The sequence below is a fragment of the Anaerobutyricum soehngenii genome, assembly GCF_009697165.1.
Lineage (GTDB): Bacteria > Bacillota > Clostridia > Lachnospirales > Lachnospiraceae > Anaerobutyricum > Anaerobutyricum soehngenii.
The window spans coordinates 1-15,109 of record NZ_VULP01000001.1 but is presented as its reverse complement, the minus strand read 5'-3'; the positions used below and the strand labels follow the sequence as shown (position 1 = coordinate 15,109).

The window sequence follows — 15,109 nt, the reverse complement described above, 5'->3', positions numbered from 1 at the left end:
CTGTATTATCTTATATTGTAATACTTATATTTTACAATATATTTCATCATAATACCATGTTTATTTCTGACTTTTCAGAAAAGATGTTAAGAATTTTAAGAACTTTTTCATTTCTTCATCTGTTCCAATGGTAATTCTCAGATAATTATTAATACGAGGTTTATCAAAATATCTTACGTAAATATTGTTTGCTCTGGCGGCTTCAAAGATTTCTTTTGCCGGTACATCCGGATGGGAAGCAAACAGGAAGTTTGCCTGAGAATCCGGGAAAGTAAATCCAAGCTTCTTCATTTCAGCTTTAAACCACTCTCTCGTATGAACAATCTTTTCTACAGTTTCTTTAAAGTAAGCATCGTCCTCAACGGATGCTGTTCCTAAAAGAATGGACGGGCGATTCATTGTGTAGGAGTTAAAGGAATACTTCACATCATTTAAAGCTTTAATTAATTCTGCAGAACCCATAGCATATCCGATACGCATTCCTGCCATAGAACGTGATTTGGAAAATGTCTGCACAACTAAAAGGTTCTCATATTTAGAAAGAAGCTGCTGCGCACTGTGTCCGCCAAAGTCTACATACGCCTCGTCTACAATAACAATGACATCCTGATTATGAGCGATAATATCCTCAATCTCATCAAGTGGCATCAAAACTCCTGTAGGTGCGTTCGGGTTTGGGAATACGACTCCACCGTTTTTCCAGTAGTAATCGTCTTTTTTAATCATAAAGTTTTCATCTAATGGCTTCTTATCATATGGGATTTTGAATAAATCAGCCCACACATCATAAAAAGAATACGTGATATCAGGGAAAAATATCGGCTTTTCGCTATTAAAAAATGTAAGAAAAGCCATAGCCAGTACATCATCGGAGCCGACTCCGACAAAAACCTGATTACTTTCTAATCCCTTGTATTTTGCGATTGCCTCTACTAACATTCCGGCTGTCGGATCCGGATAAAGACGCAGTTCTTCTGTTTTAGCACAGATTTTCGCACACTGTTCTTTTACCTTCGGTGAAGGTGGATAAGGATTCTCATTCGTGTTTAACTTTATTACATTTGCTTCTTTTGGTTGTTCGCCAGGTACGTATGGAACAACCTGTCTGATATTTTTCTTCCACTCCTGCATAATTTTAACGCTCCATTTCCTGTAATTTACTTAATTTGGCTGCCTGGTCTGCTGCTGTTAAGCTATCGATGATCTCATCGAGATCTCCATTTAAAATATCATCAAGACGATGGAGAGTTAATTTAATTCTGTGATCTGTCACACGTCCCTGTGGGAAGTTGTAAGTACGAATCTTCTCTGCTCTGTCACCTGTTCCGATCTGGCTCTTACGAAGTTCGGCCTCTGCATCATGTGCTTTGGACTGCTCTAAATCATACAAACGTGCGCGCAGTACTTTGATTGCTTTATCTTTATTTTTAAGCTGTGACTTTTCATCCTGACAGGAAATAACGATACCTGTTGGGATATGTGTTAATCGAACAGCGGAATCGGTTGTATTTACGCACTGACCACCGTTTCCGGAAGCACGGAATACATCAAATCGACAATCATTCATATCAAGCTGTACATCAACTTCTTCTGCTTCCGGCATAATTGCCACAGTGATCGTAGATGTGTGAATACGTCCGCCGGACTCTGTCGCAGGGATACGCTGTACACGATGAACACCACTTTCGTATTTCAGTCTTGAGTATGCGCCCTGACCATTGATCATAAAGGAAACTTCCTTGAATCCACCAATACCATTCTCATTCACATCGATGAACTCTGTTTTCCAACGTTTTGATTCTGCATAGTTTTTATACATACGATAAATTTCAGCAGCAAATAATGCGGCCTCATCCCCGCCGGCACCTGCACGGATCTCAACGATAACGTTCTTATCATCGTTAGGGTCTTTTGGAAGAAGGAGAACCTTTAATTCCTCTTCATACTGCTCTACATTCTTCTTTGCTTCAGATAATTCCTCTTTCAGAAGCTCACGCATTTCCTCATCGTGTTCTTCTTCAAGCATCTCTACACTGTCTTCAATTGTCTGTTTGGCTTCTTTATACTCTTTGTATTTCTCTACGATCGGAGCTAGCTCATTCTGTTCTTTCATCAGATTGCGGAAACGGTTCTGATCACTTACTACATCCGGCTCACTCAGTTCCTGCATAACCTCATCCAGACGTTTTACAAGATCTTCTAATTTATCAAACATCTTTCTTCCTCCTGCTATTCTATATTTTATAACCATCTGGCTTTACTCTATTGCCAAATGATCATATATTTATGATGTGTTTTGTAATCGAAATTACAGACTATCTTCTACTATATATGCCTGTCGCGATTCGGTCAAGTCCTGCAAGATCTTTATGCACTTTTACTTCAGAAAATCCTCTGTCCGTCATAAGGCGGATCATATCTTCACCCTGTTCTGCTCCGATTTCAAAATAGATTCTTCCATTTGAATTTAGATAATTCGGAGCCTGTTCTATAATTCTCCGATAAAAAGCAAGACCATCTTCCTCTCCATCAAGAGCAAGTCGTGGCTCATGATCTTTTACCTCAGGCATCAGTCCCTGAATTACCTGCGAGGGAATATACGGTGGATTTGATAAAATGTAATCGAATCTTCCTTCTATATTTTCAAAAAGATTTCCTCTTATTAAAGTGACATTTGCATTCAGGTTTTCTGCATTCTTCTTAGCAACCGTTAACGCCCCCTCAGAAATATCTGCAAGGGTTACTTCTGTATTTTGACAAAGCTTTTTTACAGAAATACCGATACAGCCACTGCCTGTACATAAATCTAGCACTTTGACTTTCTGTTCATTTTTCTGATCTGCTGCATTATTAAACTCACATCGGTTCTGTGTCTTTACATTCCGAATATCCTCGACAGCCAGCTCAACCAGACACTCTGTATCCTGTCTTGGAATTAAAACCCTCTCATCAACACTGAAATCAAATCCCATAAACTCACATTCACCCATGAGATATTGTAAAGGAACTCTCTGTTCTCTTTTTAAAAGAACTTCTTCCAGTTCCTCCAGAAGTTCCTGCTTTACTTCCCCGTTTGGATTCATATAAAATTCTGCCCGGTCAATGTGAAGCTTCCATTCAAGCAAAACCCAGCTTTCATATTCAAAATCTTCAATTCCTGCTTTTTGCAGGCGTTCTCGTATACTTGTTAAAATGTCCCGAATTGTCATGTTCAATCCTCCAGCTCTCCATTATGCATTGCCCGAAGATACTCTTTCCAATCAAATACACCTTCTACCGCTTTGATCGCTACCTCTATCATCTCTGCATCCGGCTCTCTCGTTGTAAAGTACTGAAGATATAAGCCAGGCTTACTAAGCGTATTCACAAGCTTCGAATCACTTCTTCCTGCCAGACGGATAAATTCATAGGAAATACCCGCTACAATCGGAACAAGTAAGATTCGTAAAACAAACTTCCATAATAAGCTATCTACACGAATAAACATAAACACTACGATACTGACAATCATAACAATAAGCAGAAAACTGGTTCCGCAACGCTTATGAAGCCTCGAATACTTTTTAATATTTTCCGGTGTCAGATCCTCTCCATGTTCTAAACAGTTAATCGTCTTATGTTCTGCACCATGATACATAAATACCCGATTTATATCTTCCATCTTAGATATAAGCCATATATATATTAGAAATAACGCCACACGTATGATTCCTTCAATCAGGGTACGTATACTGTAAGATGGCAGAAATCCTTTCATCAAATTCGTAAGAAAAAATGGAAGTACCATAAAAATTCCAAGCGCCAATATAACAGAAATGACCATTGTGATTCCCATTAGAACGCTTTCTAACTTATCTCCAAAAATTTTTGTAAAAAACTGTTCCACTTTTCCCGGCTCATAATCCTCTTCCTCATAAAAAGAAGAAGAATAGGATAATGTCTTTAATCCGATATATAAAGACTCTCCAAAGTTAACAACTCCACGTATGATCGGTAATCCAAGAACCGCATAACGACTTCCCAGACTTTTATACTCGTCCGTCATTACTTCTATTTCATGATCTGGTTTCCGGACAGCAACTGCATAACGGTCAAGATTCTTCATCATGACCCCTTCCATTACTGCCTGTCCACCAATACTTGTCTTTTTCAAAGAGCACCTCCTTTCAAGAATGTCTCGCATTCTTGCTGCGAAATGTGTGTCATCTCACATCTGGTATAACCAAAATTAGGCGACGGTACAATATCACAACATTCTCTGTGATACATTGCACCGCCGCCTAATTTAAAACCTTACGGTTATTAATTCTGATTCATGCCATATTTACGATTGAACTTGTCAATACGTCCACGAGCCTTAGCAGCTTTCTGCTGTCCTGTGTAGAATGAATGACATTTAGAACAAATTTCTACATGGATGTCTTCTTTAGTAGAACCTGTAACGAATTCGTTACCGCAGTTACATACAACCTTTGCCTGATAGTATTTTGGATGGATTCCCTCGCGCATCTTATTCACCTCTTCCAATATATGTTTCATTAATTAATTATATTCAATAGTTATCTTATTTCAAACAGCGTTCTTATTATACCATAACAGTATGTAGAGTGCAAGAACTTTTTACTTCTTTTTAATCAATTATTTTTAATTAAATTTATTGTGGTTTTTAAAAAGAATCTTTCCTGCCCATTCCATATCTACTTTCATAAAGCTGTCCATAGAATGTTCTTTAATTGCATCTTTGTACTTGTCCTCCACCTGACGGTAAAACTCTCTTGTCAGCGGAATCTTTCCTATTCCTTTTTTCTGGAAAAAGACTAAAAAACAATAGTTATCTCTATTATAATCAAAAAGAATATTCAAAAGTGTGTCGTCTTCCATTTCCTTTTTCATCTGGTCAATATACATGATTTTGATAATCTCAATCACACGATCATCTAAATGGTTATCGGCAATCATAATCTTTTCTTTTAAATCATTAATATTATCTACAAGACGTTTATCTATACCCTTTTCCTGTTCAAGTTCCGCAATCTCTGCTTTAATCTCTGCATTCATGACCGGTGCCATGTAAATCATAATATTTCTTCGGCTATCTACATATAAACTGTCATATGTAAGCGGTGCCATATACTCACATTCTTCACAGCTAAACTGGTACAGCCTGTTCTTCATAATTTCTTCTTTTAATTTTGCCTTCTCTGTTACATTAATAACCTTATACTTTTTAAGGGAATGCTTATGCCCGCACTTTGGACATTCTAATTCTTCCATCGCATAAATTGTCAGTCTTTTGCCTTCCATACTACATTTTCCTCCAACACCTGCAGATATATTTATAAAAAAAGTAAAAAGATATCTGCCTTTTCTAACTCTTATAATAGGCTGATTTTGCCATGCAGTCAAGAAAGAATATGCTTCTCACAAACCACATATTTATCTATTTGTAAAGACAAAAAGGACTTCCCGGAAGGAGGAGGCATCCGAACCTTCCGGGAAGTCTCTTTTAGTTTAAACGCAGATCATATTTCCTGTTTAACGAGTTACAATCTTTTGTTTAGAAAGCTTACTGAAAATTTGCTTGCCATTATACTTTACATAAGAACGTACTTTGAAACGATATCTTCTGTAACGTTTGAAGTTTACATTGTTTGTTGTGATCTTTACAGAAATTGTCTTTTTCTTTGCATTTTGTACAACTTTAGACTTTCTATCGCGGGTAAATTTCTTCTTTTTACTGTCATACTTATAATATTTTTTACCCTCAATCTTTCCAACAAGTTTAAACTTCTTCGTCTGCCACATGTACTCATAGAGTTGATATCCTTTAACATTACGTTCTGTTTTAAGCTGAATTGCTGCCTTTGTCGTTCCAGCTTTCTTTACAGATGTAATCTTTGGAGTCTGCGGCTTTGTAACAGCAGATGCACAATTAGATACCTGTCCATAAATTACTTTTTTATTTAAAGATACACCATATGCTTTTACAAGATATCTGTATACCGTTCCCGGCGTACGCTTCTTATCTGTATAGGCAGTCTTCTTTGTATTAGCAATCACAGCATATTTCCTTGTCTTTGCATTATAGCGATATACTATGTAGCCCTGTGCATCTTTTGCCTTGCTCCAGCTAAGTTTAATCTTTCGATCACCTTTCGCTTTTGCTTTTACTTTTGGCGTTCCTGGATGAATATCTACATATGTCGGATCTTTAGCTCCACAGTTCTTGCAAATACCATTCTGATAGTTGTGACCTGTTGCCGGAAGTAAAATATCTTTCCACTGTACCGCCTTCATAGCTGCTTCTTCTAAGAACATTTCCTTGCAATTTTCATCCTCACAGATCCAGTATTCCTTATTTCCTGCTTTTGTACAGGTTGGATTTACCTTATCCACCTTCTTTAAGGTATGTTTGTGGGCAGTAATATCTGTCTGGATTTCTCCTGTGATTCCTGAAACGGTTATCACATAACTTCCATCCTCATTCTTTTGTACTTCTACTAAGGTACAGTTCTCTGGCTGTTCTTTTCCTTCTGAAAGCTTATCAGCCAGGCAGTCATATCCGTTAATAACCAGCTTATCAATACGGATATATTTATTATCTGTATCTGGTGCTACCTTGAAGGAAAGCGTTCCATTTTCACGGATTTCCGTGTCTGGTGTTGTATCATATGGTGTTCTCTTCATCTCAGAAAGTGCATAGCCTTCACCACTGACTGGAAGTGCGTATCCTTTATACTGTGTAAACTGTACAGTTACATGTACTTTCATGTCGAGCTCTTCAATGACACACGTATTGGAAAGTTCATTTTCTACTTTCTTACCATTCACATACCAGCCTGCTACCATAAAGTCTGCACTCTTTGGAACTGCCGTAAATGTAAGAGTTTTTCCGCCTTCTACTGTGGTTGTCTGACCTTTTTTCAGCTTAAGATCTGTGTTACCAGCTTTCGCTTTAAGAGTTCCTGCATCAGAAGCAGCACCTTTTTCATCAACTTCATAAGAAACTTCATACATTGTAGCTGCATCAAATATTGCTTCTACACTATGCTCTTTCTTAACTTCGGAAAGAGTCAGTTCAGAACCATCTGCACTTATGCTTATTCCCTCTGTCGTATCTGTGACTTCTGTTCCATCAAGCTTCCAGCCTTTGATATGACAGAATTTATTGGATACTGCAGTAAACTTGATACTTGTTCCATATGCTGCTGCAATTTCTCCATCGGTCTTTTCCTCTGTATCTTTACCAACAAGAAGTTTACCCTGCTCATTGTTTACTTTATAAGTTACTTTATAAGATGCAGGAACAAGCCGTACAGAAACTTCTGTATTCTTCTTTACTGTCACTTCATAGGAAGTGCTGTGGCTGTCAATTACCTGACCGTCTACTTTCCAGCTTTCAACGATATAGTCTGCATCCGGTTTCACAGTAAATGTATATTTTTCATCGCCATTTACTTTATCGCCACTTGCAACTTCGCCTGCCGCTCCCCTTGCTGTGAGCGTTCCATTAGAAGGCTGTGCATAGGTTAATGTAAACTGGTCTTTCTCACAAACTGCCTCTACTTTATAAGAAGCAACTTCTGGTATCTCTTTTGCACCACTTGGAACAGTAAATGTAAATGTATCACCATTTTCTCCGTCTACAGCCTCTCCATTTACTTTCCAGCAGCTTACTTTATAAGCTTCTTTTGGTGTTGCACTAAATGTCACCTGACTTCCACCACGTATGTCGGCTTTATTACCTTCATATTCTGTGCCCGATGTATCCTCTGCTTTCACTGTACCGTTTACTGCACTCCAGCTTACTGCATAATCAATCTGTACGAACTGTACGGTGATTGCGGCTCCTGTGCCGTTCTCATCAGCTGTGTAAGTATACGTATTGCCTGTCTGTCCATCAACAACCTTTCCATTTACTTTCCAGCAGCCTACCTTATATCCAGTATCCGGCTGTGCTGTAACATCTACCGTTGCTCCGGAAGCAAGGACAAATCCAGTTTCAATATTGGCAATCTGATCTACCTTTCCTGCTACTGCACTGACAATCTTTCCGTTTGCTCCGGCAGCGATTGTTGTGTCACTTCCTGACTTCTTAAACTGTACGGTTACTGTGTAATCTTTTGCGATATTAGGAAGAGTTAAAACAGAATCCGTAACTTTTATTCCATCTTTTTTCCAGACATCACCATTAATACGCCATTCCTGAACAGAATAATCCGTATCTGGTGCCGCAGTAAATGTCAGTGTACTTCCTTCATATACATTTCCGTCAGTAGTAAGCTTGTCAACCTTGTAAATGTCCATCTGCTTTCTATCTGCCTGGGCGGTTAAGGTTCCGTTTGCACTCTCACCTGCAGCAATTACAGGTTCATAAGTTACTGTATGTGTTCCAAGGGCTTTAAATGCTCCTTTTACGGTTACATTAGCTATTACATTCTCTACTTTGTAAGTCTTCGTATCTGTTGTATTTCCAGACTTATCTTCATCTGTATATTCTGTCTGAATTCCCGCATCCAGCTTAGAATCATCAACAACATAACCTTTTTTCGGTGTTAATGTAACAAGCAACTGTGTACCATTTGGAACATGATTTCCATTTAATACCGATATATCTTTGTTAGCGGCATCTTTGTAAATCACTGTAAGAGTTCCATTCGAGATATCAGATGGTATTGTTACAACCGGTTTTTCTTTAATCGTGACAATGACTTCTGTATTTCTATCTAGTGCATCAAGGCTTGCTCCTGACAAATCTTCGCCTGCCTTCACATTCTTACTCCAGCCAGTGACATAGTAATCATTGTTTAAAGAGAGGGCAAATTTTACCGGAATATATGCGGAATGACTTTCCCCACTTGCGATTTCCTGACCATTGCTTGTCGCTGTGAGCTCTGCAATCTTTTTATCTGTTACTATTGTCTCGCCAGGTTTGCCGTCATCTAATACAACCTTATACTTTAAGCTGTATTTCTGAGCGATGGTAATCACTGGGCGAATATACAGATTTTTACTGATATTGTAAAGGGTAAATGTATTACTTCCGCCGCTTAACGCTGCATCTTCCCAGGTCTTACCATCCTTACTTGTCTGCCACAGTTTTACCATATGATTTGTCTTATCTGCTACAGATGCTGTAAAGGTAAGTGTTGTTCCTTCTTTAATAGAAGTAAGATCTGTTACCGCTTCTTTTGTCTCTGCGTTGATTGCTGTTACCTTCGCAAGAGAAGTATCGGTCTTTCCATCTTCATCTGCTACACTGGTAATTACTTTGTAGGAAGCTGTGCTCTTCTTAAAGCTTACTATTACATTTTCATCCTTGGAAATATCTTCAAGAACTAATGTTGTTCCAAGATAATCCTCGTCTTTGTCCTGCCATTTGTAAGTCTTTCCATCTACTTTCCAGCCAGATACGATATATCCTTCTTCTGGTTCTGCGGTAAATGTCACCTTGCTTCCCTGTGTAATCTTAGTTCCAGAATTAATCTTCTTATCATTTTCATTAACGGCTGTTAAGGTCCCACCTTTACCATCTACACTGTAAGTAATCTCATGAGAGGTACTCTTGAAGCTCACTTCTACTGTAAGAACGCCGTCTTTTGTATGACCTGGATTTGTTGATGCGGTCTGTGATGCCGGATTAAATGAAGCTACATCTAAGATCTTTCCGTCTTCAGAAATACGCATTCCCTCTGGTAGATTCTTTGCATCTACTGCGTAATCCGTTCCGTTGATAATCCACTTAGCTACGCCATAGCCACTGTTTGGTGCCACTGCAAAACGAAGTCTCGTTCCTTTGGTCTGGTTACTTCCAGATGCCATCGGATACCAGTTATCCGCATAACGTCCAACAATCGTACCATTTTCTCCACAGGAAAACTTCACCTGTGCACTATCTGGTTTTACAGTAAAGCTTGCACTTTCAAATACTGCTGTGTAATTATTCTGGAATGCTTTTACTTTATCCGTTACCGCGCCATTGCTGTCCGTCTTGTAGGAAAGTATAACATCAAACTTACCGGTCGCTGTTTTATCGGTAAAATATCCACAGTTCACATTAAGAACATCATTAAGGTTCACTCCCGAAATTTCCGGTTCCACCTTTAAAGTAATGTCAGAAGCACTAGACGGGGTTACACCATTTTTAATTTCCGGTGTAATTGTTACTGCTGCTTTTGTTACCTGTAAAGCTGCCGCTGCAAGTTCTTTCTGTGGATCAATCGTATCTCCATCATAAACGCGGAAATTATAGCTTGCCACTGATAATGGCTGTTTAACTTCATCCACTTTCTTTCTGTCTTTTTCTGTTGTTTCTACCGTATAAGTAAGATTAGTCTTTTCTGACTCCTTCCACTCCCCAACAGTCTGTGCCTTTGCCGCATCTGAGGAAACGGTAATGGCTCTTTCCTGAAGCTCATAACTAACACTTCCACCATAGGTCATGGTTCCTGTCAAAGTCTTTCCTGCACTGGATAATACAAGACGGTATTCTGTTGTGTTTGTCTCGTACGTTCCACCTGCATTATAATACTGTGCCTTCGTTGCCGATGCTGTATAACCGGATTTGGCAAGAACATTTACCTGAATGCTGTAGAGACCACTCGTAGCTGCTGTCCATTCTGCGGATGCTGCACCATTGGCATCCGTCGTCGCACTGATCGTCTCTACTCCATTTGTCTGTGTATTTACAATCTTAAATTCTATAGAAGCACCTACTGCTGCCTTACTATTGTCCTCATTTTCATTTTCTGTTACTTTTGCACGAAGAGTTAATCTATCCCCAGCCTGTGTCGTATATACAGGTGTCTCTACGATATTGATAACCTGCTTTGTCACAAGCGTAAGCTTCGCCGGATCAAAACCAGCAAGTTCTGTATCTCCTACGGTGTAAGTTTCTTTTACATCCTCCTGAATAGAAGTGATTGTATATGTTGTCGTTTCGCCGCTGCTTATCGTTACAAGAGCAAATCCGTACTGACTCTCATTTTCGTAAGTAGTCTCCTGCTTTCCATTCACTGTACTTGTATCACTTACTGTATAGGTTTCATTTCTTCCAACAACAACCTTCGTATCTGCCTTGTGGTAAACATCATATAATGCATTTTTATCGGCATCTGATAAAGTCACAGCACTTCCAGGCGTATCCGGTGCGGAAGAATCATATGTATAATATCCATTATTTGATTTCCAGTAATATGTGATTCCTGTCATGGATTCCAGACGACTGTCTGTTGATGTAACTCCACTGCTTCCTGTATTGATACCTGCTCTCCGTTTTCCGGTAATCTTCGCCTGAAGATAATAGGTAACATCATTTTTCTTTACAGTTATAGAATCCTTTCCACTGTTAAATTCTGCCGGAACATCCGTAACTGCAGCGCCGTTTAGATTCGTATAGGAATATTTTTCAGCAACTGTAATCTTATCGCCTGCAGTGTACGTATCGCCGGTCTTAGCCACCTGATAATATACTACATTGTCATTCTCATCTTTTCCAACACCGTAATACTTCGGATCCGTTTGGTCTCCACCTGTATACACTGTTAACTCCGGCTGCGTACCTGATTTTTCTATCGTAATATTCTGTGTTGTCTCTATCTTTTGCTTTGTTGTACTTGTCTTCTTATTATAATTGGACTTGCCTGCATACGGTTTGGCAAGTGTTCCATTTCCCGTATTATCATGTCCGGTTATCATAAGTTTTGGGAAAACTGAAGTTTCACCAACTGTAAGCGTCGCTGCCTTACTGTAATATTCAATAAGAGAGCTGGCACTTGTGTAACTTACGCGGAAAATACAGCGATATTCTGTATTATTATCTGCTTCTGTAAGATCATTAAGTGTAAGCTTACTGGATTTTGCTCCGTCAATCGTCTGCCATTTACCACCTTTTTCTCTTCGCTGCCATTTGTAATTAGTTGCTCTGTAATCAGAAGCTGTACTGGATAAATCCGCCTTAAATACAGCACTTCCGCCAATCTTTACACTTGCATTTTCTGGATTAGTGATGGTGACAGTTCCCATCTTCTCCGGAAGTGTCGTAACAATAAGCTTCTCACTGAAAACAGATTCTCCGGAGATCGCATCCCCTTTCTTTCCTTCTTTATAAGCCTTAATCGCGTAAGTATAGGATGTATCTGGTTTTAATCCTGTAACTTCGTATGTACTCTCTGTTCCATCGACTGTTCCGATCTGAATATCACTTCCATCAGAATAAATCTGATAAATACGATATTCATCAGCTCCTCTTTCTCCTGCATCCCATGTAATCTTCGCAGAATCAGATGTTACACTCTCTACTGCCAGATTTTCCGGTGGAAACGGAGGTGCGATAACATTCGTAAGCACATAACCAAGAACCGGTATTTCTGTACCATTTACCTTTGTTGTCCAATGTGCAAATTTCCAGTTAAAATCATAACCTTCTACCTGTTTACCTGTAACTGCACCCGTCTTTGTAATCGCCTCTGTATTAATCGTAGACTGCGATTCCGAATAAGTTGTACCGGCACCGCCTCCTGCTTTTACTCCAAATACAAGTCCATAAGCAGTAAACGAAGCATTCAGGTCATAGGTAAATGTCTTTTCCTGTTCTGTCTCTGTTGAAAATTCCTGTGTTACCGTTCCTTCCTTTCCATACTGGGTAGTTATTTTGCTTTCTGCCACATTATTAAGACCCGCTGTACTTGAACGGTAAGAGAATGGATTGCCCGGTGTGGCAAGTGTTCCATCTGCGATTTCTTCCAGTTCATAGCTTTGAGCTGCCTCATTATACTCATCCACCGGAAGCATACTTGTCAGCAGAGTACCCTGTCTCGCAAGTACCATCGTATCTTTTGTTCCTTTAATTTCATACCGATATGTTGTAACCGGTCTTCTGTAAACAATAACTTGATTTTCTCCCGTATCATTGGAGTAATTTAAGGAAAATTTCTTTGTCGTACTCGTAGCAGTCTCCCAGGTATATCCCTGTTCTACACTCGTCTCAAAGCCGGCACCGCATACAAAGCCGGCACAGATATCATCAACAGACCACTCAAAACCAGCTACGATATTCGTGGTAAGTCCCTCTGCTGTTGATACAGAAGTTCCCTCTCCATTCTCCTTACCATAAGCTGTTTCACTATTGCCGATATCTCCCTCGTCTACCTCAGAAAAATATGGAGTTGATTCAAGAAGTGCAAGCACTTCCGGCTCTGTATATGTTAAAGATACGTCTTTAATTCTTGCGATCGTACTGTCTGAGTCAATATCTGGTGCACATAAAGATGTGTACGCATTCCCCTTCTTACTAATACGATATCCTGTTGAGTTACACTGCCAGGAAGATTTACCTGTCTTTTTGTATGTATAGGTCTTATAGAAATATTGATTTTTTGATGCTCGTTTCTGACAGGTTGTAAATACAATCTGTTCCCTGCCTTCTTCATTGCCGGAAAAATTACCGGATACTGCATCCTGTACCAATCCATTTGTAATGATAGAGGTACCAATTCCATTATCACTGTGATTAAAATAATCCGTACGGTATTCCTCATTAAGACCTTTCCCTGCTTCATAGGTATATATCGTATCCATAATCAGTACAGAGGCTGCTGCGTTCACACCATCTGCAGCAAAGGTATCTACAACGACCAGGGACTGCACGTCATCTCTGTAATGTCCATCCTTTGTAAATCCACTGACCTGTGGCTGTCCATTACTCCCTATTGCTGGTACTTCACTTTTCGCATACGTTCCTATTGCAGAATTACCTTTTTTAGTTGTTTTACTACAAGATGTTACATATGCACCGATATCATGGGTCAGATCTGCATCTTTATTTGTTTTCTTATCTACCCATCCTGCTGTGATAATCTCCGGATAGTCCGCACCGCTGCCGGTCATAACAAGATTACCTACAGAAGAAGATGCCCAGCGGAGTCTCTGATTACCATTATTATATCCTTGGGTATTTAACTCAAAAGTTTTATTCCAGTAAGTTTTTTCCTCTGTGATTTTATCATAAATAAACATTCTCGACTGGCGGTTATTTACATCCGCCTTCGTATTATTCATTCCCGCTGTGACAACAAGCTCATCTACGCTATCTTTGTCTGTATCTGCTGTTGTCATCTGAACAACTGGTGTATTTCTGAATACTTTTCCGTTATTTGAATGTTTTGTTGCTATATTCTCTGTACCTAAAATATCAAATATATTGCAGACAGTTCCTGTTTTATCTAACTGCATATTATTTCCGTATGCAGTTATAGAGAACTCCCACAACTGAGGCTGTTCACTATCCGATTCCATCAACGGAGCATAGGCTATAACTGTATCCTTTCCATCTCCGTTAAAATCGCCTGCTGCTACAGAAACAAATCCTGTATCTTCAAATGCATCTGCTTGTTCCAGATAATCAAGCGTTTTTTCTCCTCCAATAGCATAAGTATTGCTTACCCTGTTTCCGTCTTTATCTGCAATATAAAGCTCCAGACGCTTTCCTCCAAGCCAGTAACCAAGAACAGCTACATAGCGCTTCTGCCCTTCGCCCTTTGCATCGACAGGTGCCGTATCCATAATGGTAAATCCGTTTTTGTTCCCTTCCTCTTTTTTACCTGTCCGAGTTCCGTCTGTTATGCTTCCAATGGAACCTTCTTTATGATCTCTGTCATTATTATAATTATAGGTTTCAAAACTTCTGTAGCCATCATACCCCTGTGAAACAAACAGTTCCGGTACGGTAAAAAGATTCACCCATCCTTTTGTTCCATAAGGGTTATTCGCTTTTTCCTTTTGGGTATCAATGGTTGTATCCATCTTGATTCCAAAAGCATCCGTGTTTTCGTTACTGTTCTCATCCTGCGTTTTTGCTGTCGTTTCCGCTGCTTTCGCTGGTAAAGTTACCTGCGGAAAGAATGGAATGATTAAGGCTAACGCAAGAAAAATACTTAAAAATCGTTGCTTCATACTTTCTCTCCCTTTCTTTTTGATACTTTTTAGGCGTTTGCGAAACGCCACAAGTCGCATAAATACGTCATTTTTTTGTTGTTAAAAATAAAAATCTCCTCACGGTTTGTGATATAATGGAGTTGACTAGAAACCATAAATCACGCCCCGAAAGGAG

The 15,109-nt window shown here is 39.3% G+C and carries 7 protein-coding genes; all 7 read right to left on the bottom strand.

Features of this window, described 5'->3' with window-relative positions:
• Window positions 1-60 precede the first annotated feature (60 nt).
• The 7 genes from hisC to FYJ25_RS00005 all read right to left on the bottom strand — a co-directional run bounded on the left by hisC (window position 61) and on the right by FYJ25_RS00005 (window position 14,952).
• Window positions 61-1,131 (bottom strand): histidinol-phosphate transaminase, encoded by a 1,071-nt coding sequence (hisC, locus tag FYJ25_RS00035; protein WP_154580197.1) that lies wholly within the window; start codon window positions 1,129-1,131, stop codon window positions 61-63.
• Window positions 1,132-1,135: 4 nt separating this feature from the next.
• On the bottom strand, window positions 1,136-2,215 hold the full coding sequence (prfA, locus tag FYJ25_RS00030) for a peptide chain release factor 1 (protein ID WP_005348348.1): 1,080 nt from the start codon (window positions 2,213-2,215) through the stop codon (window positions 1,136-1,138).
• Window positions 2,216-2,315: 100 nt separating this feature from the next.
• Window positions 2,316-3,209 carry a peptide chain release factor N(5)-glutamine methyltransferase gene (gene prmC / locus FYJ25_RS00025; protein ID WP_154580196.1) on the bottom strand — a complete coding sequence of 298 codons (894 nt, stop codon included), beginning with the start codon at window positions 3,207-3,209 and terminating at the stop codon, window positions 2,316-2,318.
• A gap of 2 nt (window positions 3,210-3,211) precedes the next feature.
• Window positions 3,212-4,153 (bottom strand): DUF1385 domain-containing protein, encoded by a 942-nt coding sequence (locus tag FYJ25_RS00020; protein WP_167513753.1) that lies wholly within the window; start codon window positions 4,151-4,153, stop codon window positions 3,212-3,214.
• 149 nt (window positions 4,154-4,302) lie between these two features.
• Window positions 4,303-4,509, bottom strand: a complete 207-nt coding sequence (rpmE, locus tag FYJ25_RS00015) for a 50S ribosomal protein L31 (protein ID WP_021907941.1) — start codon at window positions 4,507-4,509, stop codon at window positions 4,303-4,305.
• A 135-nt stretch (window positions 4,510-4,644) separates the two neighbouring features.
• Window positions 4,645-5,304 (bottom strand): CpXC domain-containing protein, encoded by a 660-nt coding sequence (locus FYJ25_RS00010; RefSeq protein WP_154580194.1) that lies wholly within the window; start codon window positions 5,302-5,304, stop codon window positions 4,645-4,647.
• Between the two features lie 231 nt (window positions 5,305-5,535).
• A complete protein-coding gene (locus FYJ25_RS00005) occupies window positions 5,536-14,952 on the bottom strand; it encodes an InlB B-repeat-containing protein (RefSeq protein ID WP_167513752.1) in 9,417 nt (3,138 codons plus the stop codon).
• Window positions 14,953-15,109: the final 157 nt, after the last annotated feature.